Genomic DNA, 23,617 nt, shown 5'->3' on the forward strand with positions numbered 1-23,617 from the left:
AAATGCTAAGAATTAACCGAGAAAATTTGCGAAATAGTCACGAAACCCCTTGGTTAATTCTAGATCTCGTCATGCTTGGTATATTATTTGTGAATCTAGCATGGCTAATTTTTGATGCCCTGTATGCTACTGACTTCGTTTATGGCTTGTTAGGTACTTATTTTCCAGCGTTTCTAAGTGCCTACGACCCAATCCACAACAACTTTTTGCTGGTAGACCTCGTTTTCATCGCTATATTTTTCACCGAATTCTGCTTCCGGTGGATTGTTGCGATTGTACGTAAAGAGCATTTACGCTGGTACTTTTTTCCATTTCTACATTGGTACGATATCATAGGCCTTATACCTACCGGGCCAACCCGCTTGTTTCGTTTCTTACGCATCTTTTCTATTTTGCATCGCCTGCACAAATTCGAAATCATCGATTTGAATCAAACCGCCGTCTTTCGCTTTTTTGCGTTTTACTACGATGTTTTCGTTGAAGAGTTAAGCGACCGGATTGTGGTTAAAGTGCTCAGCGATGCGCAAAAAGATATTTCAGCGGGTTCGCCTTTATTAGACGATATAAACGCACAGGTACTCGCCCCTCGCCGACCCGTAATAACCCAATGGATGGCTGGCGTTATCAATCATTTAGGCCGGTCTATTCAAAGCGAAGAACATGGCGAGGTAATACGAGAACACGTGCGTAAAAGCGTAGGAAAAGCGGTGAGAAGTAATGCGCAAGTTTCTTCACTACACTACCTACCTGTTATCGGGAAAACCATTGAAAATACGTTAGAAGAATCGGTAACCGATATTGTAACAACATCGCTGGTTAACCTGTTAAGCGACCTAGACGCAGAGCGCATCGACCACTTTATTTCAGTGGGAATGCACGATTACACCCCAACCGCCGACGCACTTGATAAAGAAGTACTTAACGTTGTCAACGAATGTCTGGAGCTGGTCAAAGCACACGTTGCACAACAGCGTTGGAAGTCACACCTCACAGAAAAAGAATCGGCTATTCCCACTGGTAAGCCCGAAATTTAAGTGATGATGTAAATCGTTGGAAAAATAAGAACACTCGCTTTTCAGCGCAATAATGTACAGATGCTATTTTTCAGTCGTTGACAGAATAATACTTGTCTCACTATTAAGTACGCCTTTAACGCCGCGCACCTCTTTTAAAATGCTGTCTAAATGCGCGAGACTTTCGGCGGTTATAACAATAAGTAAATCCCAATTACCATTTGTGGTATGAAACCTCTGTACACCATTAAGTTGCCTGAGCTTACCAATCAGTTGAGTTGTACTTAACCCCTCAAGCTCTACTGACATTAGCGCTTTTATTTTATCTGGTTGCAGTTGCTCATTCACGCGAATTGTAAAGCCGTCGATCACCCCTGAATTTACCAGCCTGTCGATACGTTTTTGCACTGTACTTCGCGATAACGAGAGAACTTCAGCAAGCACAGTAACTGGTGTTCGCGCATCGCGCTTCAATATGTCGAGAAGCTCGCGGTCTTTTGCATCTAAATCCACATACATAAGCGTTTCTCCTACAGATAGAGGAATTGCCGAGTTACTAATGAGTTCATTCAGCTTGGTCAGCAATCTAGCATAATGACAATAATATTGAGCATTATGATTAAATTAAATAACAACTTGCAACATCTTGAGCATAGTTAATTGAAATAGCCAGAGAATAAAATACACGCTCTTTTTACGTGGAAATAACTCAGCTAAGTGCTTTAGGACGTTTTATGCAAGCCAGTTACATCACAAATTCACGCTTAACTACACCAAATACGGTTTTAATGGTACGCCCCTGTGGTTTTCGCCCCAACGAACAAACAGCAAAAGACAATAGTTTTCAGAAACCCCTCGTGGCGACGCAGAAAAGTAGAGAAGAAATATCAAAAAATGCGTGTATGGAATTTGATGAGATGGTTCGCACTTTACGTGCAAACCATATAACAGTAGAGGTGTTTGAAACAGAGAAAGAAAACACACCCGATTCAGTATTTCCAAATAATTGGTTAAGCACACACCCCAACGGTTTACTTGTCACCTACCCTATGCACTGCGAAAACCGCAGGGAAGAGCGCCGAAAAGATATTGTCAGCTATCTGCAGCAACACTACAACGTGCAGCAAGCTACAGATTTATCGTCACTTGAAACCGACGGATATATCGTTGAAGGCACAGGGGCGATGGTGATCGATCACTCAAACGCGTTAGCGTATGTTTGTCTGTCACAACGAGCAGATAAAAAAGCGGTATTGTCGGCTTGTAAAGCGATTGGCTTAACGCCTGTATGTTTTAGCGCCTTTGATACTAATGGTACAGCGGTTTATCACACCAACGTAATGATGTGTGTCGGCAGTGACTTTGCCATTATTGCTACCAGCATGATAGAAGAAAGCGACAGAAATGCGGTGCTTTCAACACTTAAGGAGACGGGTAAAACCATCATCGATATAAGCGAAGAACAAGTGAATAGTTTTGCCGGTAACTGCTTGGAACTTGTGAATAAGCATGGAAAGCGCTTATTACTTTTATCATACACTGCTTTTAATTCAATAAACGAAAAGCAACGCGCTTTACTGCCCCACGATCTTACTTTACTTCCTATCGCAGTGCCTACTATTGAAATGGGGGGAGGCTCCGTTCGCTGCATGGTTGCGGGTATTCACCTTGATCGTAAGACAATCAGCACTGAACAGAGTACGACCAACAGCGTTATCTTCGACACCCGCGTGAGACTAGCAAAAGGTGATGATTTGGAAGGCTTGCTTGCGTTAGCTCAAGCTGCATCGCCAGGTATGACAACCTTCCCCCCTGATAGAGCAACGCTTGATAACAAACTGAAGCGTTCAATTAGAGAAGAACAAAAACTTATGTGCGAAGGTCGTCCAGACTACCTTTTGTTTGTATTGGAGGATCTTTTAACTGGCAAGCTTATCGGCACATCTGCAATCTTTGGTGAATTAGGAAAAGATGACAGTTTTTATAGCTACAAGCGAGAAAAAGTCGCCCAGCGAAATAAATCACTAGGCGTACACTACACCCATGACACACTGCACCTAAGTCACCATTTTGAAGGGTACGCTGAAGTGGCATCACTATACTTACTGCCTGAATACAGAAAACACTTCAACGGAAAACTACTTTCTAAAGTGCGCTACCTTTTTATGGGCTTACATCGGCATATATTTCCAAAACGGGTTATGGCCGATCTTCGGGGCTATGTAAATGAAGATGGAGACTCGCCCTTCTGGAATGCCGTCGGTGATCACTTTTTTCCTATGACGTACGCTGAAGCTGATTTATATGGCGCCGTAAACGGAAATCAGTTTATTGCAGACTTAATGCCTAAACTTCCACTGTATGTAAATATGTTGCCCAAAGAAGCCCAATTAGCTATTGGCAAACCGCATAACGACGGCCGGCCCGCCATGGCGATGTTAGAAAAAGAAGGATTTAAATTCACGAACTACATCGATATTTTTGATGGTGCGCCTAGCATGGAAGCTGAAGTTACAAGCCTGAAAACTGTTAATTCAACTCAGCGGTTAGAAGTAAAGGTTACCGAAGCTAGCGAGCGTACTACTAACAGAAAAATGTCGCTTATCGCCACGTTAAGCCAGCCATTTTATGCAATGGTGGCAGAAACTGAGCAACAAAACAAAACAGTGATTATTTCCCGTGATACAGCACAAGCACTCAACGTAAGTTCAGGAGATACTGTCTTACTTTCAGATATTTAGCCTCGTAGCTGAAAACAGGTTTTTGATTACGCCAGTCCGCGGTACATTCAAAGCCCAACTAAAGAAAAAGCCCGCAAAAGCGGGCTTTCATTCTGGCAAGTAGCTTGGGCTGCTAATTACGCCTTACGCCATGTAGTGCCGCTTGGGCCGTCTTCTAGCACTACGCCTTTTGCGTTTAACGCATCGCGCGCTGCATCTGCGGCAGCCCAGTCTTTGGAGGCACGGGCATCGTTACGCTGTTTAATTAGCGCTTCAATTTCAGCGGCTTCGTCTTCATTGCCGTCACCGCCTTTCAAGAAGGTGTCTGGGTCGCTTTGAAGCATACCCAAAATTGCGCCTAGCCCCTTTAAAACTGCAGCCAGTTTTCCCGCTTCTTCAGCATTATCTTTTTGACGGTTAAGCTCTCGTGCTACATCAAACATTACCGAAAAGGCTTCAGGTACGTTTAAATCGTCGTTCATTGCCGCTTCAAAGCGCGTCAGATAACCACCGTGGCTAAGGTCAGTGCTTCCGTCTACTGTTACCCCACGCAATGCCGTGTACAAACGCTCTAGGGCGGCCTTCGCTTGAGTAATGTTATCTTGCGAATAGCTTAACTGGCTACGATAATGCGCTGACATCAAAAAGAAACGCAACGTCTCTGCATCATGCTCTTTTAGCACATCGCGCAAAGTAAAAAAGTTGCCTAGCGACTTAGACATTTTTTCGTCATTAACCTGAACCATACCAGCGTGCATCCATACGTTCACGTAAGGAGTATCATACGCGCAGCACGACTGAGCCACTTCGTTTTCATGGTGTGGGAACGTTAAATCTGAGCCACCGCCGTGAATATCAAAATGGGCACCAAGATGCTTGTGGTTCATCGCAGAACATTCAATGTGCCAACCCGGGCGGCCCTCACCCCAAGGTGACTGCCATGCAGGCTCACCAGGCTTTGTGGTTTTCCACAATACGAAATCTAGCGGGTCGTCTTTACCCGCCGCCACTTCTACGCGGGCACCGGCTTTAAGCTGCTCTAAATCTTGTTTGCTCAACTTGCCGTAATCTTCATATTTACTTACGTCAAACAACACATCGCCGCTTTGCGCCTGATAGGCGTAGCCTTTGTCCATAAGGCGCTGAATTATCTCAATGATCTCATCCATGTGGCCACTTACTGTCGGTTCAACATCTGGCTCTAGTAAGTTAATCGCCGCAAAATCTTCGTGCATCATGGCAATAGTGCGTGCAGTCAGCGCTTCGAAGCTTTCGCCATTTTCATTGGCGCGAGCAATAATTTTATCGTCGATATCCGTGATGTTACGCACATACTTTACCTCTAAACCAAGGTGTCGCATGTAGCGAACTAACACATCGAAACTTAAATAGGTACGGGCATGACCCATATGACTCAGGTCGTAAACGGTTATACCACACACATACAATCCCACTTTCCCTTCTTGAAGCGGCACAAACTTCGCTTTTTCACGGGTTCGGGTATTGTAAAGATGCAGCATGTTTATATTTCCTATTAGTCATAATTTTCGAACCGCAAAGTTTAGCACTGTCACGATTTAAATGGTACAAGCCTTTTTTCGCAACGCGTTTGCCGGGTTTTGCTACAACCATCTCTTTGCGCTAGCTACTCGTTTTGCGCTAAAATGGAATCACATTTTATGAATGCTAACAGACAGGACAGACCACAATGGTTACGTTAAAAACAAATTTTGGTGACATTACCCTTGAGCTCTTTGAAGATAAAGCGCCTAAAACAGTTGCCAACTTTCTTTCTTACGTTGAAGACGGTTTTTTTGACAACACTATTTTTCACCGTGTTATCAACAACTTTATGATCCAAGGTGGTGGTTTTACGCCAGATATGGACCAGAAAGACACAAAAGATCCTATTGAAAACGAAGCAGACAACGGGGTTGCAAACGAAGTGGGTACCATAGCAATGGCGCGTACTCAAGATCCACACTCTGCAACTGCTCAGTTTTTTATTAATGTGAATAACAACGATTTCCTCAACCATTCTGGCAAATCGGTAAACGGTTGGGGCTACTGTGCATTTGGTAAAGTGACTGAAGGCATGGATGTGGTTGAAAAAATTAAGGCCGTTAAAACCGGTAATCACGGTTACCATCAGGATGTTCCTGTTGAGCCTGTTATCATCGAAAAAGCCGTAGTAGCTTAAACCACCGCATTGAGAAATAGCGTATATAACGGCTGGTATACCACGCACTACAAGACGTGCGTTAGCCTTTAATAATTGCAAGCCGCGTCACTATAACGCGGCTTTTTTACCCACACTTAAGAATATTTATGTCGTTCACCTACTTCATTGCCGATTTACACCTCAGTGCCGACCGTCCGGATATTACAGAATGCTTAATGCGCTTTTTAAAAGAGGACGCCATTAATGCAGATGCGCTTTATGTTCTTGGCGACTTATTTGAAGTATGGATTGGTGACGACAATATTACGCCTTTTAACACCGCCATAGCGGCGGCATTCAAAGAAGTAAGTCAACACTGCCCAATTTACTTTATTCACGGTAATCGTGATTTTGCAATTCGAGAAAAGTGGCTCTCAAAAGCAGGCATGACGTTATTAAACGAACAAGAAGTTGTCGACCTTTATGGTACGCCTACTCTGCTTACTCACGGTGATGAGCTATGTACTCGTGATGTTGCTTATCAAAAATTTCGCAAGAAATCTCGCGGTTGGTGGTGGCCTCGTTTAATGCTTGCGCTTCCACTGTGGTACCGCCAAAGGGTGGCGGATAACGGCAGAGCAGAAAGCAAAGCAAATCAACAAGCCCTGAAACCTGAAATTATGGATGTCACCCCTGAAGAGGTGGTTAACGTGATGGAAAGATGGGGCGTTCAACGTATGATCCACGGTCATACTCACAGACCAAACATACATCAATTACACGTTAATGCGAAACCTGCAACTCGCATTGTCTTGGGCGACTGGTACGAGCAAGGCAGCGTGCTTAAAGTAACACCATCAAATGCTGAGCTTTTAAAACACGATTTCTCTGTGCCAACGCGTTAGCAACTGCTTTTTGTTATTGATGACGCATAAAACGCAATGACAAAATCCATGAAAACAAATTGTTACAACAAGCGCCTCATTACGTTTTGCCCACACTAGCTTAATTTTTCTGCTGTGGTATAACTAGACAATAAAGGTCTCATCATGGATGGTGTAAATGGCAGACATTCTCCTTTCCCCAACTAACTTTTGGTTTAGTGTCGCGCTTATTGCGGTATTTTTTGTGTTTATCTTAGAGCTGATCAGCGTTTTTTTCGGCGTAAGTATGCTTGGTCTAAACGACGATATAGGCGACATAGACAGCAACGGGTTTTTAAGTTCTGCATTTGCCAATTTCCTCAATCTCAATAAAGTACCATTTTTAATTTGGCTTGTTATATTTCTTACCCTGTTTGGACTCGCAGGGCTTATTATTAATGGCCTAACGCCTGTGCAACTGCCTCAATTACTCTCTATAACGCTTGCGATTGCCATAGGCATATTGATAACAAGAAAATGTGCTGTATTTATCGCTGCACTCCTGCCCTCTTCGGAAACCAGCGCTATTAATAATGATGACTTCATTGGTGCGGTCGCTGAAATAACGATAGGCAGGGCATCTAGAGGCAACCCTGCAGAGGCAAAATTCACCGATAGCTTTTCACAACCTCACTTTGTTTTAGTTGAACCATTTGAAAAAGAAGAACTATTTGCACAAGGAGAACGCGTGATCCTTGTTCAAAAAAGTGAATACAGCTGGCTAGCCACGCGCTACCAATAACTTTCTAATAGAGATAAAAGTATGGATACACTTCAAACATCTAACTTGCCGTCAATACTCTTTATTGCAGGTGTAATCGTCGTTGGGCTTATTTTAATCGGCCTCATTTTTGCCAAGCTCTATACGCGGGCGACCAAAGAAACGGCATTCGTACGAACTGGGCTTGGTGGCGAAAAAGTCATCAAAGACGGAGGAGCAATTGTTTTACCCGTTGTACATGAAATCATTCCCGTCAACATGAACACACTTCGCATAGAAGTAGAGAAAATTCAGAAAGACGCGCTCATTACAAAAGACCGCATGCGGGTAGATGTAAAAGCAGACTTCTATTTACGTGTAGCACCAAATGCCAACGGCATTTCAATGGCAGCACAAACCTTAGGAACTCGTACAACACGTGCAGAAGAGGTTAAAAAATTGATGGAGTCGAAGTTTGTTGATGTTCTGCGTGCAGTTGCGGCTGAGATGAGCATGACTGAAATGCATGAACAGCGCGCAGACTTTGTACAAAAAGTTCAGCAAAGTGTGGCTAACGACCTCGAAAAGAACGGCTTAGAGTTAGAGTCGGTTAGCTTAACCGGCTTTGACCAAACCGACCTCCAGTTTTTCAACGAAAACAACGCATTTGATGCCGAAGGTCGCGCACGCTTAACGAAGATCATTGAAGAAAAACGTAAAGAAACCAATGACATTCAGCAAGAAAACCGTATTTTCATCGAACAGCGTAACTTGGCTGCTGAGAAACAGTCGCTTGAAGTTAAACGCGACGAAGAAGAAGCTCGCTTGGCACAAGAGCAAGTGCTTGCTTTCAAACGGCAAGAGCAAAAAGCAGAGATAGCCAAACAGCGTGAAATGAAGGAACGAGAAGAACGTGAGGCAGAGATTGCTAAAAACCGCGCCATTGAAGCCGCTGAAATCGAAAAGTCTCGTGAAATTGAAACCCAAGAAATAGCCAAGCGCCAAGCGCTTGAGCAAGCTCGAATCCGCCAGCAGCAAGAAGTAGAAGTATCTGAACAAATTAAACAGATTGCCGTTGCAACAAAGTCTGAAGAAGAATCAGCAGCTCGGGCAAAAGCGGCAGAAGCGGAAAAAGCGAAAGTCGAAAAAGTAGAAGCAGTAACAACGGCAAAAATGGTCGCTGAAGCTGAGCGTAAAAAGCAGATTGAGGTTATCGACGCACGTAAAGAAGCAGAGCGAGAAGCCGTAAGTATTACAGTTGAAGCACAGGCTAAGAAAGAAGCGGCAGAAAATACTGCAGATGCAATTTTAACTGAAGCAAAAGCGAGCGCAGATGCAAAAATGCTTCAGGCCGCAGCCGATGAAAAAGTACTCGCGGTTGAAGCGCAAGGTAAGCAAGCGCTATATGAAGCAGAAAACACACTTAAAAATGAGCAAATTGAGCTGCAAAAAGCACTTGCGATGCTCAAGGTATTGCCTGAACTTGTTCAACATGCTGTTAAGCCTCTTGAGAACATTGAAGGGATCAAAATACTGCAAGGTTATGGACAAGGAAGCGGCATGAACCAAGAACAAACGGTTGCTACTGCGAATACTGGTTTAGCAGAACAAGTAACGCAAGCGGCACTGAACTACCGCGCCAATGCCCCGCTTGTTGATACTATGTTGCGCGAGGTAGGCTTAGTAGATGCAGATACTGGCACGCTTAACGACTTGGTTACGGGTAAAAGCGATTTGCTTTCCAAAGTAAATACGGTAACGCCAAAGCCAATTACAACGGTGAAGAGCCAGCAGCCTCAAGAAAGCGCATCGAATAAAGAATAAGTATCGGCCTTTTTCCAGCCCCTACCCATAGGGTGAACTGCGTTTATGATAAGGTGCCACCACATATAAAACTTTTCGTTTGGTGGTGGCACTGAGTATACGCAAGATTAGTAATAACCTTAATATCTTCCTTGTTCTCGTACCGCTTTTTCTCAGCACATTTTGTATTATTAACAATGCTGTTATAAGCCCCTACTAGCGTATGAGTCAATCAACACGCCACTGGCAGTGCGTGGTGTAGTGACGAGAATGTAAGGTTTTTATACCAGTACGTGCAAATAATTACTCACTCAACGAGATTCAAAATATTCTTGAGCGGAGCGTGTTACCGCAGGTATAGTGGCGCTACATCAAGGTGTCTCTACAGAGGGTATGTTGTTTAAACGCGCCCTACAAAACGGTCTGGCAAGTCTTCTGGCTTTACTTTGGGAATTATAAAGGAAGCAGCTATTTCTACGCTCCCATTACTTTGCTTTAACACGTGCCCACGCCTGCAAAGAGGACAATTTTCTATGCGTACGGTATTGCTATGAATTCATCTCTCGAAAAACCCGAAAAGCCACTTAGGGACGACTGCTGTGGCGGTGGCTCATGCTGCCCTTGTATATGGGATGTTTATTATGAAAAGCTAGCGCAATGGAAAGAAGCAATGAAAGATAATACAGACCTACACGATGCGGGTAAGAAAGCGCCCCCCCACATTGAAGATTGAAATAATAATGTTAACAGTAATACAGCGCAAACAAAGAAAACGGTAACGCCCCCATTCCAACGCCACGCCAATAACCCCAACTTTTCAACTTCTCATTTACAATTCCGATAACTACTGCTATCTTATCTTAATCGATTAAGAAACAAGTACTTTTGTGGTTTAGTTTTATGCTAAAAAACCACGAAGAGAAAAAGAATTAAGCGGCCTTTGACTGTTCTTTTTTTAAACTCAACGAGCAAACAACGCTTAATTCAAGGTAATGCCTGTTTACAACGCTTAAAGACCAGCGTGAGCAGGTACATACTGAATTTTGGAGAGATATCATGCCTATACGCAATGGCGTTCAATTAATCACGTATGCGGACCGACTGGGAGATGGAAACATTGAAAGCTTAACACGCCTTCTTGAAGGGCCGCTAGCAGGCTTATTTACAGGCGTTCACATTCTGCCTTTTTACTATCCCTACGATGGTGAAGACGCTGGCTTTGATCCTATCGACCATACCACTGTTGATAAGCGTTTGGGCGATTGGAGTAATGTTAAGCAGCTTGGTGAGTCGGTCAATATCATGGCAGACCTTATTGTTAATCATATGTCAGGGCAAAGCGACGCATTTAAAGACGTGTTGAAGCATGGCCGTGATTCAGAGTATTGGCCACTGTTCTTAACAAAAGAAGATGTCTTTAAAGGTAACGACCAAGCACAGATAGACAATCAAATAGCAAAGGTATTCCGCCCTCGACCTACCCCTTTTTTCAGTAACTACGAAGTGGGCACGGAAAGCGGAAAAGTAGAATCAGTACCTTTTTGGACAACTTTCACCTCTAATCAAATTGATATCGATGTGGAATCGCAGTTAGGCAAAGATTACTTGTCATCTATTTTGAGGTCGTTTACAGAAAGTAATGTCGATCTAATTCGACTTGATGCAGCTGGCTACGCAATAAAACGCGCTGGCACCAACTGCTTTATGCTTGAAGAGACGTTTGCGTTTATCGAGGAGTTGTCGAACCGCGCTCGCAATATGGGCATGCAGTGTTTGGTTGAAATTCACAGTCATTATCAAACGCAAATTGATATTGCATCGCGTTGCGACAGCGTTTACGACTTTGCATTGCCTCCGTTAGTGCTGCATACCCTCTTTACTCAAAATGCAAACGCGCTGGCGTATTGGCTATCTATTTCACCAAGAAATTGCTTTACAGTGCTTGATACCCACGATGGTATTGGTATTGTCGATGTTGGTGCAAATGGCGAAAAAGCTGGGCTTCTTGAGGACAACGAAATTGATGCATTGGTAGAACAGATTCACCTTAATTCAAAGAGTGAGTCGAAGAAAGCTACCGGCGCAGCAGCTAACAATGTCGACCTTTATCAAGTGAACTGTACATACTACGATGCACTAGGTCAGAACGACTACAACTACTTGTTGGCGCGCGCAATTCAATTTTTCAGCCCTGGCATCCCCCAGGTGTACTATGGCGGGCTTTTAGCCGCTCACAATGATATGGAATTGCTCGCCCGCACAAACGTTGGACGCGATATCAATCGCCCATATATATCTAGCGCAGACGTGGAACTGGCGTTAAACAAACCCGTTGTTAAGGGCCTAATGACTCTTATAAGCATTCGTAACAACAGCGCAGCCTTCAGTGGTGAGTTTAACGTTAATTTGGAATCTAACGTACTCTCTCTGTCATGGAATGGTGATAAATCACACGCATTGTTGACGATTGATTTCAGCACGATGGAAGGCCACATATTACTAAAAGATGGTGATGAAGAATCAACATATGATATTCAAGCGTTGTTAAACAATTAATCGCAACACGCTTAATCTTCACCATACTAAAGCGGCAAGAATGTAACTCTGCCGCTTTTTACTATGTGCAGTGTGCAGCGCCTCAAGTGTTTTTTAATTAACTTTGTTCACCAATTTCAAAAAATCTGGATCAGCGGACTACCTCTATACAGATAAAAAATCTTACGATTTGAGCGCTAAGGGCACCAAATTATTCAACCACACTTCAACGTTGTTAAAGCGCCCGCACAAGAGCATAAGTAACACATATAAATGAATAACTATTCAACGGTGCCACGTAAAAACTCTCCAATAAAAAACCATTTAACGTAAAGATTGTGTGCTCTATCGCTGGCCTTTAATTCTATAACTTTCAGAATAAGGTATTTTCTGTGCCCTGCTGCACTAAAATTTAATACGCTAACCGTCTATTTCGGCTTGACATTTTAGTAGCAACACGACACTCTTTTATAGTTTTTGGGAGGCCTGATCCGAAAGGCAGAAGTACCTTGTGTGCGCTCACACCCTGTAGGCAAAAACGCTGACTAAAAATAAGAATAAATCGAATACCATAAAAATCACGCTTAACACACACAGCGAGTCGTCGCTAAGACGGGAGCGTTGTATACCCGTATTCGATAGTAACGATTCAAGGAAACGATCATAATGAAACGCACAATTGGCGCAACTTTATTTGGTGCCTTACTAAGCTTGCAAGCCGTTGCTGAAGTCGTTGTTGTAGTTCACCCTGACAATCAGGCAACAATTACTAAGCAAAATGTTCAACGTCTTTTTCTAGGCAAAGAAACCGCATTTCCTTCTGGTGAAGTGGCAACTATCGTTAAACAACCTGCAACAAATCCTTTGCGTGCAGAGTTTGATGGCGATGTGCTTGGGCGCAACACTGCTCAAGTTTCAGCGATGTGGGCGAAATTGGTCTTCACTGGCCGTGGGATCGCGCCGCAAGAAGTAGAAACGGATGCGAAAGTTATCGAGTTTATTCAGGGCGATAAGAACGCGATTGGATACATCGATTCAGCCTCAGTAAACGGCGACGTTAAAGTCGTAAACTTAGACTAAGGATTTTGTCATGAAAAAAGCACTATTAGCAACGGCATTGACTGTAGCCCTTGTCAATACAGCACACGCCAACATTAGAATAAATGGTTTTGCAAACTTTATCGGCGGTATGGCAAGCGACGATCGCGTGGTATCGCCTACGCAAGACCCGCTGTATGGATACGACGATAGAATCAGCTTTCGTGAAGAGAGTTTATTCGCACTTCAAGCAAGTGGTGACGTTAACGACCGAATGTCTGCTACCGTGCAGGTACTTGCTCGCGGTGAGAACGACTTTGACGTTGACTTCGAATGGGCATATCTCACATACCGTGTAACAAACAACATGGCGGTTTCTGCCGGTCGTTTCCGCCTTCCTCTGTTCAAGTTATCAGATTCACTTGATGTAGGTTATTCACACCACTGGATTTCTGCACCCCAAGCGGTTTACGAAGTTCCATTCAATGACTTGGACGGCTTCCGTATTGACTACTCTGACTTTGCGGGAGACTGGGAATATAAATTAGGCGCTGCAATCGGAACCTTTGAAAATGAGATTTCGGCAGGTACTATCGAAGGCGATAATACTTTTATGGTGAGTGCTGAGTTATCGAATGAATGGCTGAGTATTCGTAGCGTATATGGCTCAACAAAAGCAACGTTCGACCAACCTGACTTGAACCAACAAATCAACGGTCAATTATCGGATGTTGCGCCAGGCCTCAGAGATTACCTTCTAATGGAAGACGATACAGGTCGCTTTATCGGTATTGGTGTTCAGATAGATACCTTCGATTGGTTTATCGGCGGTGAGTATACCAATATTGATATTGAAGAGTCGTACACTCCTGAAGACGAAGCTTGGTACGTAACGGCAGGCCTACGTGTCGGAAAGTGGACTCCATCTGTAACGTATCAGTCATTTGAAGGTGACGAAGTTAAAGGTGTCGAGCAACTTGCTAAGCTAGGCGAGCCGCTTCAAACAGCGATAACGCCAAGCCTTTTAGCTATCAGCAGTGTATTTGCGCAAAACTACACGGTAGCATCGGCTACAGTTCGTTACGATTATGACGCAAACATTGCGCTAAAAGCGGAAATAAGCCGCTATTCTGACGACTTAGACGACGCTCGAGATGCAACGCTTGGTCGCATAGCAATTAACTACGTTTTCTAAATTTAAAAAAACGTGTAAAAGCCCACTTTTAAGTGGGCTTTTTTGTTCATAAGCTCGTGAATAACTGTTAAAGTTATCGAAATCAATAATTAAAACAAAACAATTTAAAAGTACTTAGATTGTTCAAGCAGTATAAACGAGGAATTGTCAGATTTATGGAAAGAGTGGTTCAACATGCAGCAAAGTATCTAGGTGCTGTGATTGGATTCTTGGTGATATTGGCACTGTATTTTTTCTTCAAAATGAATCAGTCTCTTTCAGCAGACCAATCTTATATAGATGACATCGTAGAAGAGAATCAAGCGCTCATCGCAAAATCAGCAGAACTCGAGGAAAAAGTAAATTCGTCTTCTGCTGAGATTACTAAACTTCAAGAAGACTTAAACGCTAAACAAGCCACGTTATCTCAGTTGCAGCAAAATGGAAATGGAACCCCTGCCGCGGCGTGTGACTCCCTTCCCTCTTCTGATGAGCTAACAGCGGTTGAGAAAAAATTGCGTCAATCGCAAGAAAAACAGCGCTCATGTGTAGCATCACTTAATAGCCGTAACGATGAAATTCGTTCGCTTGAACAAAGAATTTACGATATTCAAAAAGAGCGTGTCTCATCAGAAAGCAACGACGTGCTAGAGTCATTACGCGAAGAGCTAGCGCAATTGAAAGAAGAAAATCAGCAGCTTCTTGAAAAAATCGATGAGAGCGATGAAAGCCTCGCAGAACTTGATGATGTTCAAGCGCGCAATGCACAATTAACGGCGCAAATCAGCGAGCTGCAAGAACAAATCACGCAATTACAACAAGGTAGTAATAGCGAAGATTTAGAAGCTAAGTTAGCCCAGGCAAACGATGAAAACGCGCGACTTCAGTTACTTGTCAACGAGCTTCAAGGCGTTACAGAGGAGCCAAGTGCTACATCCATTTCTGGCGAGCTACAAATCGTTAACTTTGAAGCTAAGCCTAACTATTGCCGCTTAACTTACCCTGATGGTTCGCGCTGTGTAACTTCAGTTGAGATTACTGCATCGTTTAACTTCAGGCCAGGTGGTTTTATCGCAATGCGAGCAATTAATCCCAATGGCAGTACTATCGATAGGCAGTCGATTGCAGGCCGTACAATCACCAAATTCACAATAGAGTTCGACTCTGATGAACGAACAACACCTGGCGAATACACGGTAGACTTATCTACTAACGACGTACTTAACCCGTTAAAAGTCAGCCAGACTTTTGTAATCCCAGCCGCAAACTAAAAAGCATCTCACGTGTATTAGCCACTATTTTTTATAAATTAGTGGCTAATACATTGTAACCTTCCGACACGCCCAATTAGCGCTTATCACAAACATCAGGGCCTTCAAAACTATATGTAAGAGACTCAGGCACTACACCTGACGACTGTGGCCTTTGTAAAATACAACGAAGGACAGCTTAAAAGCCCCCCCGTCATACGACGAAGAAGATTAAAATGACTTTTGGTAATTAGTTAATCAATTCGCATAGATATTTGCCCACTTAGAAGGCGCTGGCAAGTATCCTAGCGAAGCGTGGCAATGCAAATGGCCGTACTCTTTTAAAGTACCAGAATAAAGCTAGGAAGCTTGCCAGAACTTCCAGGAGAGCGAGTGTAAAATGTCCGTACTCTTTGCTGTGTTACCTTGATGTAGAACCACTATACCTTCGGTAACATGCCGCGATCACGAAAATTTTAACTCTCGCTGAGTGGGTAGTGACCTATGCAGATTGGTATAACATATTGTGCCCGCTGCGTTTACTAGCGTAATGGGCATCGTGTGATTAGCGCTTAGTGCATCAAAATGCGAGGTTAAAAATTGAAACATGGTAAATAGCCTGCAAACTCGACCTAGTGACAACGTTTCTGTCTATCGAAACCTTTACAAGCAAGAGAAACAGTTTTTTCACGAATGCTCAACAAAAAAGCGGAGTAAACTCCGCTTTTAATCTTTAAACATTTTATAGTCGGTGCAGCTGCTGATACACCACTTTTAACGTTTTCTGAAGACCTGTCTTAGTTGGATACCAACGAATTAAAGCGTTATCAAGTAACCCTTGACGACAGTCATTTTCAAGGCTTTGTGCCAAATCAACCAGTGGTTCTGCATTAATGGAACGGGCAAGCTTCATCAGCGCTTGTGAAGTTGAGACCAGCTCGCCTAATTTCTCAGACTCTACCGCTTTTTCGCCTTTGGCAATAACATCTTCTACTTTAACAAGAAGCGATTGCAACGAGGATGAAAGCGTCGCATTTTCATCTTGAGAAGACCAGAAGTAGTTTAGGTCAAAAAACGCTACCGGATTCTCAGGGCTTGGTAGCGCTTCTATATCGCTCCTGACAGGGTACGCTTGTGTCGCGCTCGCGTCAGCAGAAACTTCAGAGGCTGCTGTTTTTGCCTCATTTACCTGTGACTCTAGTTTCGTAAGCTGTTCTTGTAAAACAGATTGGTTTTGTTGCGCTTCTTGTAACGCTTTCTCTGATGCGCTTACCTTTTGTATCTGTTTTTCAAGCTCACTTTCGGCATTCGCCGCTTTTTCTTGTTGTGCTTTGAGTTCGTTCTCAACGGCCTGCTTTTCGTCAGTTATTTTCTGCAATGAAGTAACTGACTGCTGGGCATCGATAAGGGCTTTTTGAAGTTCAGTTTTCGCTTGTTCTAACTGTTTTATCTTATCGGTATTGGTCGAAACGGTTTCAGACGAGCCTTTAAGTTCTTCCTCAAGTGCAGCCTTACTTTCTTTCAAGCCATTCAACTCGCTCTCAATTTCCTCTAAGTGACGCTGCTTATCCTGCCCCATCTGTTGAAGCTGTATTACAGTGGCCTTTTCATCTTCCAAGGCTTTTTCGAGGTCACGCTTAGCCTTTGTTGCTTCCGATAATTGATCACTATTTTTTGACTGTGCTTCCAGTTCGTTTTGCTTCAGCATTTCAACCGTTGCCCGTTCATCGGCCAATGCTTTCTCTAGCTCGCGTTTAGCCTCTTCAAGCTGCGTTACCTGTTCATTTCCGCGTGTTTCCAGAGCCTGTTCATTGTCTTTGAGCATAGCAACCGTCGCTCGCTCATCAGCTAAGGCCTTTTCAAGTTCACGCTTGACGTCTTCGAGCTGTTTAACTTCACTGTTAATTTCAGCCTGCGCTTGCTGGTTGCTCTCCATGAGCGCCGCATTGTTAGATATTTCATCGGCAAGACGTTTTTCTATCTCAGACTTTTCTTTCGCCAGAAGCTGTAGCTGCTCGTTTGCATGTGCAACTGCATCTGAATCTCCTTCAAGGCGCGATTGCAACGCACTGTTTTCTGTTTTTAACGCCTGAATTTGTGATTCTAATTCCTTTCCTTTTGCCTCTGAAGCGTCCGTCGTTTCACTCCACTTCGCTTCGCTGGCATCACGCTCCGCCTGACTACTTTCAACTTCGGCTTTTAGTGACGCAATCTCAGCAGTTAACGCTGCTACCTGATCGGTATATTCAGCGTTTTCCGTGTCTTTTTGTTCAGCTGCCTGCTGTAATGAGAACAAGGCTGCCTGAGACGCTTCTAATTCTTGTCGAAGGCTTGCGTTGGCTTCTTCCACTTGCTTAACTTGTGTATTAGCGTCAGACAATACGCTCGACTCATTAGTCAATTTATCCTGTAGCGCTTGATTGTCCTGTTGCAGCTTGGCAATCGCCGCTTCTAGTTCATCAACTTTACTGCGACTGCTAGTCTGAACACCTTCAATCTCGTTGTTTTTATCGTCAAGCAACTGTTGTTGGCGTTTCGCTTCTTCTTTAAGCTGGTCAATTTGCGCTTCAAGCTCTGTAATTGCTTGATTGCCTTGTTCGCTCTCAGCGCGGTTACGCTTTTCATTTTCAGCGCTTTTCTCTAACTCGCTTGTGAGAGATGCCACCTTGTCATTCGCATCGTTTAATTGCTTTTGCAGCTTATCTTGCTCGTTTTTCAATTTAGAAGATTCAGCTTCAGCATCCGCTTTTAGTGAAGCAATGCTTGATTGAAGTTCTGAAACAAGCTCGTTTTGTGATTTCTCTGAATCTGCCAGTTGTTTTTGAAGCGTTTGTTCGGCGGCAGCCTTCTGGTCCAAATCGTTTTTATATGTGGAAAGTTCATCCTGCAGAGTTTTTACAGATTGCTGCAGTTCAGTAATTTCTGCATTGGCTTCAACTAAGCGGCCTTCTTTTTCAGAAAATTGCTGCTGTAGCGCTTCTAGCTCTGCACTTACTTGCGCAGCCTTCTGTTCATTCTCTGCATTGTTGCTGTCTAACGATGTTAAGGCCTGCTCTTTGTCATCTATTGCCTTTTTGTAACTTTCAGCAAGCGTTTTCAATTCATCTAGAGACTTGGAGAGTTCGTCTTTTTCGCTTGTAGAGCTCGCCAGTTCCTCCGTTAGTTTGGCGACTTGTTTAGTTAAATCAGCCTCATTTGCACTCACTTTATCCAGCGCAGCGCGGGTCTCATCATAGGACGCTTGCAACTTGTTTGCTTCAGACTCTTTTTGCTGTTGCGAAGCCTTTAGTTCAGCTAACAGCTTTTCTTTTTCAGACAGTTTTGACTCAGTGTCGGTTAACGAGCTTTTCGTCTTTTCTAGTTTGGCGGACGTTTCCTGTAATGAGTCTTGTGACTTTTGCCATTCGCTATCTTTGTTTTTCGCCTGCTCAGCAGCGTCTCTTAGTTCAGATTCAAGTGTATTGATCTGCGTTTTAAACGATTCGTCTACTCTCTCTACAATCCAGAACAGGTACTCTTCCTGTTTTTCATCGAGAATTTCGACGTCTACCTGCGCTTCATAACGAACGCTTTTATTCCCAACAATTGTTGCCCTAAAGTTTTCTAAAGAGCGAGATTTTTGTAAACTTTTTTCGGCACTCTCAGCCTCACTTTTTTCAGCAAAAAGAGAAAATAGTTGGCGATTGTTAAGTTCAGCGCGTTTAAATTTAAGCCGTGTTAAAAAGTTGTCATTGACCTCAACGATTTTGAAATCTTTCGTCATTTTACCCACTGCAACGGGCGCAGACGAAAACATCTTACCTGCTTTATCTTGAATACTCTCTAACGCTTTCTTTGTCTGAGATAACTCACCTAATAGTTTTACATTTCGACCGCCATTTTTACTTTCGGAATCAGACAGGGCGGCGTGCACGGTAACAATGCGCAAAGACATTTTGCCCTGGGGTAACATCTCACCAAAATTAACTGACACTTTCTCACCCGACCCCTGAAGCGACGCCTCAACGACATCATGTTCGCTTGAGCATGCACGGGTAATTTTTTGCCTATCACTTGTGGCGAAAAGGCTTGAAAAATCTCTCTTAACAAGCTGTTCTTCTTTGGTTTTAAACAGAGTAGATGCAGTTTTATTGGCTGAAACAATATTTCCATTGCTGTCTAGGTAGATAGCACCGGTATCAAATGAATCCAATATATCATTGTGAGCTTTACGCTCTTGATGAAGCTTTACTGATTCAATAGCGTGCAAGTAAAACTGGTACAAGGGAACAATTAAAAGCACTACCAGAACAAATAACAAAAGATAGATCAATGCGGCCGCATTGTTTGGATTATCCTTTGCAAAATCACTGAATGCGAATGCGCCAGCGGAATAAAAAAACAAAAAAATTGAAACACACGCTGCGCGAATTTTTCGCGACGCCTTAAAGCGTAAATCCATTTATTAAGCCCTACACAATAAATGTACTAGATGTATGGGGAAAACAAAGGTATTTCCCCCAAGATAAGCCTCTAATATATCGGGATATTAGTGCATCGTAAAGCTTATTGGGCTCACAATATATTAAGCTTTAGTGATAAGTCAGCAAAAGCGGTAATTCGTTTTGCCTCCTAACCTTTATTCGCTGACACTGATTAAGTAGGGCGTTAGAAACCCTCTAAAACTATTTTGCCTATAGCGGCCCCCTCTTCAAGCAACTTGTGGGCTTTTATCAAGTTAGAGGCATTAATTGCCCCCAAGTGTTGCCCAACCGTTGTTTTTATTTTTCCCTGGTCGATAAGACTACCAACGTGAGTCAACAGTCTACTTTGTTCAATCATATCCTCCGTTTCGAACATTGAACGTGTAAACATAAATTCCCAGTGAAGCGACAGACTTTTTTGTTTCAATTTCGAGATATCTAAGTGGTCCGGATCATCGATTAACGCAAGCTTTGCTTTCGGCTTCATCACTTCGACATATGCATCGATATATTCGTGTGTACTATTTAGGCTTGCTACATGTGTAACATCACCGATATCGAGTGCCTTCACTTGTTCAGCAATAGGTTTTTTGTGATCTACGACATAATCTGCCCCCATCGCGCTCACCCATTGCTTTGAAGCATCCCGAGAAGCTGACGCAATTACCGTTGCTCCTGTCAGCGTTTTCAACAGCTGAAGCATTATCGAGCCTACACCTCCGGCTGCACCGGTAACCAATACAACATCGTTACTTGGCGATGTTTGCTGCTTTAAACCTAAGTGGTCAAACAAAAGTTCGTATGCGGTAATTGTCGTTAATGGAAGCGCTGCGGCTTCGCTGTCAGTTAGTGTTGCTGGTGCTTTGCCGACTATTCGCTCATCCACAAGCTGATATTCGGCATTGGCGCCGGGGCGTGTTAAATCACCCGCGTAGTAAACCCGGTCGCCAATATCAAAACCGGTGACCTTTTCACCTATTTCTACAACCTCACCCACAGCGTCGTAGCCGAGGATCTTCGGCACACCGCCATCTGGATTAACTCTCTGACGAATTTTGTAATCAACAGGATTCACTGCAATGGCTTTAACTTTCACCAGTATATCTTTACCTGTTGCTCGTGGTTTCTCTATCTCGATATCGATTAATGCATCAGCGTTATCGATCGATAGCGAATACTTATACCCTACTGCTTTCATTTTTTATCTCCTTTAACGATTCACATCATATTACGCTTGATAAACCTGAAATAAACAGCAGAATAATTGAAATATTATCAAACGAAATTTGAAAGTTATGTTGCTAGAAGATTTAAACGTCGTTTTGAAAGTCGCTGAATTTCGAAACATCACCGCAGCAGCGACACATTTAAACATGAGAACTGCAACGGCAAGCGCCGCTGTAAAGCGTGTAGAGCAGCATTTTGGTGCAGAGTTCTTCATCCGAACAACGCGGTCTCTAAGATTGTCATCTGCAGGAGAGCGGTTTTTACCCATTTGCGAACAAGCCATGGCGATGCTTAGTTTAGCCAAACAAAACCTTAAAGCTGACAACGGAGAAATAGAAGGAGAACTTAGGCTAGGATTATCTTCTGATTTAGGGCGCAATGTCATTACGCCATGGCTTGATGACTTTATGGCGAGTCATGAAAAAGTAAGTGTTAAACTTTATTTGAGCGACAGTAATGTTGATTTTTATCGCGATCCTGTCGATTTAGCCCTCCGCTACGGCTCACCTGATGATGCAAACATTTACGGTTTTAAAATATGTAACGTGCCGCGTCTGCTTGTCGCTTCACCTTCGTATGTTGACGCATTTGGTGCTCCGCAAGATTTAAATGATCTTAGAAATCATGCCGGGTTATTTTATCAATTACACGATAAGGTTTATAGCGAATGGGAATTCCTAGGAGCCACAGGTCAGCACAAAATAAAAATGAACGGCACTAGAACCGCTAATGACGGAGAAATAGTTCGAAAATGGGCAGTTGCAGGTAAAGGCTTAGCTGTTAAATCAAGCTTAGACGTATGTGATGATATTCTTGCTAAGCGACTGATAGTGTTGTTGCCTCAAGTTACGGTGAAACCTACTCAATTATGGCTTATCTGCCCAAGCAGACAAGCTATTACACCATCAGTGAGGTTGCTCAGAGAGATGTTAACCACTCGCTGTAACGACTTACTCTCTAAACTGGCGAACACTGGTGCCCTCGACAGGCACCAGCTTTGATAAGCACACAATAGTTAGCAAATTAACGCCTATAAATAGCTGGCTCGCCCTTAGCTGGCATGCTTTCAGCTATGAAAGCGCGAAGGTCTTGATTAGACTGTTTAAGATCGTCACGGCGCAGATACATCATATGGCCGCTTCGATACCCTTTAAAGCTTAAACGGTCTCTCATATTTCCACTTTGGTCAAGCTGCCACATGGTGTATTTAGCGTCGAAGTAATTCGTTGCACCATCGTAATAACCGGCTTGGATCATCACATTTAAATAAGGGTTTTGCGCCATAGCAAGACGGAGGTTCTCCCCCGTGTTGTTATTGCTTCTATCCCAAGGGTGCACATTGCCAAACATATTGTATTTTATGTCGGTTTTGTAATTCAGTTCTTCCCTTAAATAATAGTTAATCGCCGGCGTAAACGAGTGCAGCCATGAGGTTAACTCTGCCCAGTAGTCCGGACGGTCTCCGCTTTGTTTGGCATCAATACCTAAATACCGACTATCTAAGCGTCCAAGCGTTTTTCCTTCATCCCTAAGTAAATCTTTCCAGAAAAAGGCCGTACTTACATCCAAGTTATTTTGTGCAATGGCCGCTTCGCTTAACCCTGAATAACGTGCCATCTTTGCAAGAACAGTGCGCTTCTCGTTCTCACTAACAAAGCCCCCTTTTGCAAGTGCGGGAATCAGTTCGTTTATAGTGAAATCTTCTACTTCTGGCAGCAATTCAAGCAGGTCCTTACTCTGTAAGGCTTCATCCAATCGATTATGATACCAAGCGGTGGCGGCGAAATAAGGCAAGCGATTGGCCGCCTTCACGGGGCCATTACGCTCAATACCAATATCGGTAGGAGACACTAAAACTACGCCGTTCAGGTACATCCATTGACGGTTTTGAAGCTCAAGGGCTAAGCCAGAAACCCGCGTTGTACCGTAGCTCTCTCCGATAAGGTATTTAGGTGAACGCCAGCGATTGTTCCGTGTGACAAAGGTATTGACCCACTCTGCAAGATAGCTAATATCCGCATTTACACCAAAAAACATTTTTTGCTGTTCGTCTTTTGACGGCATCGTACCGTCTGCCTTTGGAAGTACACGGCTATACCCTGTGTTTACGGGATTCACAAAAACAATATCCGCAACGTCTAATATCGAATATGGATTTGTCTGCACACCATAGGGTTGTACCGGATAGCCTTCACTGTCTATATTTAAGATCCTTGGCCCTGTGTAGGCCACATGCATCCAAACCGACGCAGAACCTGGGCCACCATTAAAAGAGATAATCAGTGGTCGAGTAGTATTGTCTTTTACGTCTGTTCTTTGATAGTACGTATAGAACAATGTTGCAACAGGGTCTGAATCACCATTCCAGACTGGTTGTGTGCCTGTTGTAGCACTGTATTTTACGCGTTTTCCTAATATTTTAGTTTCATGCTCTGTTACTACGGAATTGTCTATCTCAATATTCCTTGCATGTGCACTGACATTTTGATCAGCCGAAACTTCTGCGTGCAGTTCCAGAGTAAAAAGCGACAGCGCAAGTAAGCAAAATGTAATAATTGAGGCACGTTTGCGTCTATTCTTTGGTATTCCATGTAAACTTATTTTTCTCAT

General features: G+C 43.4%; 17 protein-coding genes. 12 read left to right on the plus strand and 5 right to left on the minus strand.

All coding sequences use genetic code 11. From position 1 onward, the window contains the following. Nucleotides 1-2: 2 nt before the first annotated feature. Complete coding sequence (locus tag BK026_RS06815; RefSeq protein WP_071815170.1) at nt 3-1,034, plus strand: hypothetical protein; 1,032 nt, start codon at nt 3-5, stop codon at nt 1,032-1,034. A gap of 63 nt (nt 1,035-1,097) precedes the next feature. Here the strand turns inward: BK026_RS06815 and BK026_RS06820 are convergent, their stop codons facing one another. Next, complete coding sequence (locus BK026_RS06820) at nt 1,098-1,532, minus strand: Lrp/AsnC family transcriptional regulator (protein WP_071815171.1); 435 nt, start codon at nt 1,530-1,532, stop codon at nt 1,098-1,100. A gap of 215 nt (nt 1,533-1,747) precedes the next feature. On the opposite strand from BK026_RS06820, the gene ctlX reads away from it, so the two are divergent. Then, nucleotides 1,748-3,754, plus strand: a complete 2,007-nt coding sequence (gene ctlX, locus BK026_RS06825; RefSeq protein WP_143142093.1) for a citrulline utilization hydrolase CtlX — start codon at nt 1,748-1,750, stop codon at nt 3,752-3,754. Between the two features lie 116 nt (nt 3,755-3,870). Here the strand turns inward: ctlX and cysS are convergent, their stop codons facing one another. Beyond that, a complete protein-coding gene (cysS, locus tag BK026_RS06830) occupies nt 3,871-5,253 on the minus strand; it encodes a cysteine--tRNA ligase (protein ID WP_071815173.1) in 1,383 nt (460 codons plus the stop codon). A 188-nt stretch (nt 5,254-5,441) separates the two neighbouring features. On the opposite strand from cysS, the gene BK026_RS06835 reads away from it, so the two are divergent. The 9 genes from BK026_RS06835 (at nt 5,442) to BK026_RS06875 (ending at nt 15,338) form a co-directional block, all read left to right on the plus strand. Then, nucleotides 5,442-5,933 carry a peptidylprolyl isomerase gene (locus tag BK026_RS06835; RefSeq protein ID WP_071815174.1) on the plus strand — a complete coding sequence of 164 codons (492 nt, stop codon included), beginning with the start codon at nt 5,442-5,444 and terminating at the stop codon, nt 5,931-5,933. 128 nt (nt 5,934-6,061) lie between these two features. Beyond that, nucleotides 6,062-6,799, plus strand: a complete 738-nt coding sequence (lpxH, locus tag BK026_RS06840) for a UDP-2,3-diacylglucosamine diphosphatase (RefSeq protein WP_071815175.1) — start codon at nt 6,062-6,064, stop codon at nt 6,797-6,799. Nucleotides 6,800-6,956: 157 nt separating this feature from the next. Further along, nucleotides 6,957-7,559: an OB-fold-containig protein gene (locus BK026_RS06845; RefSeq protein ID WP_071815176.1), complete on the plus strand. Its 603-nt coding sequence runs from the start codon at nt 6,957-6,959 to the stop codon at nt 7,557-7,559. Between the two features lie 21 nt (nt 7,560-7,580). After that, the gene (locus BK026_RS06850; protein WP_071815177.1) at nt 7,581-9,341 is read left to right on the plus strand and encodes a flotillin family protein; all 1,761 of its coding nucleotides are present in this window, start codon (nt 7,581-7,583) and stop codon (nt 9,339-9,341) included. Nucleotides 9,342-9,870: 529 nt separating this feature from the next. Then, nucleotides 9,871-10,053 carry an oxidoreductase-like domain-containing protein gene (locus BK026_RS06855; protein WP_071817536.1) on the plus strand — a complete coding sequence of 61 codons (183 nt, stop codon included), beginning with the start codon at nt 9,871-9,873 and terminating at the stop codon, nt 10,051-10,053. A 323-nt stretch (nt 10,054-10,376) separates the two neighbouring features. Beyond that, nucleotides 10,377-11,876: a sucrose phosphorylase gene (gene gtfA / locus BK026_RS06860; RefSeq protein ID WP_071815178.1), complete on the plus strand. Its 1,500-nt coding sequence runs from the start codon at nt 10,377-10,379 to the stop codon at nt 11,874-11,876. Between the two features lie 645 nt (nt 11,877-12,521). Next, complete coding sequence (locus tag BK026_RS06865; RefSeq protein WP_256253709.1) at nt 12,522-12,935, plus strand: phosphate ABC transporter substrate-binding protein; 414 nt, start codon at nt 12,522-12,524, stop codon at nt 12,933-12,935. A 10-nt stretch (nt 12,936-12,945) separates the two neighbouring features. Next, complete coding sequence (locus BK026_RS06870; protein WP_083575039.1) at nt 12,946-14,088, plus strand: topoisomerase IV; 1,143 nt, start codon at nt 12,946-12,948, stop codon at nt 14,086-14,088. Between the two features lie 155 nt (nt 14,089-14,243). Beyond that, nucleotides 14,244-15,338, plus strand: coding sequence for a hypothetical protein (locus tag BK026_RS06875; RefSeq protein WP_071815180.1), 1,095 nt, complete (start codon nt 14,244-14,246; stop codon nt 15,336-15,338). Between the two features lie 721 nt (nt 15,339-16,059). Here the strand turns inward: BK026_RS06875 and BK026_RS06880 are convergent. Both BK026_RS06880 and BK026_RS06885 read right to left on the minus strand, forming a co-directional pair. Further along, nucleotides 16,060-19,758 carry a PAS domain-containing protein gene (locus BK026_RS06880; protein ID WP_071815181.1) on the minus strand — a complete coding sequence of 1,233 codons (3,699 nt, stop codon included), beginning with the start codon at nt 19,756-19,758 and terminating at the stop codon, nt 16,060-16,062. 206 nt (nt 19,759-19,964) lie between these two features. After that, the gene (locus BK026_RS06885) at nt 19,965-20,978 is read right to left on the minus strand and encodes a zinc-binding alcohol dehydrogenase family protein (protein ID WP_071815182.1); all 1,014 of its coding nucleotides are present in this window, start codon (nt 20,976-20,978) and stop codon (nt 19,965-19,967) included. A gap of 97 nt (nt 20,979-21,075) precedes the next feature. Here BK026_RS06885 and BK026_RS06890 point away from each other — a divergent pair, with 97 nt between their 5' ends. Beyond that, nucleotides 21,076-22,008 (plus strand): LysR family transcriptional regulator, encoded by a 933-nt coding sequence (locus tag BK026_RS06890; protein WP_071815183.1) that lies wholly within the window; start codon nt 21,076-21,078, stop codon nt 22,006-22,008. 22 nt (nt 22,009-22,030) lie between these two features. Here the strand turns inward: BK026_RS06890 and BK026_RS06895 are convergent, their stop codons facing one another. After that, nucleotides 22,031-23,617: a S10 family peptidase gene (locus tag BK026_RS06895; protein ID WP_071815184.1), complete on the minus strand. Its 1,587-nt coding sequence runs from the start codon at nt 23,615-23,617 to the stop codon at nt 22,031-22,033.

It is taken from the genome of Alteromonas sp. V450 (genome assembly GCF_001885075.1).
In the GTDB taxonomy this organism is placed as follows: domain Bacteria; phylum Pseudomonadota; class Gammaproteobacteria; order Enterobacterales; family Alteromonadaceae; genus Alteromonas.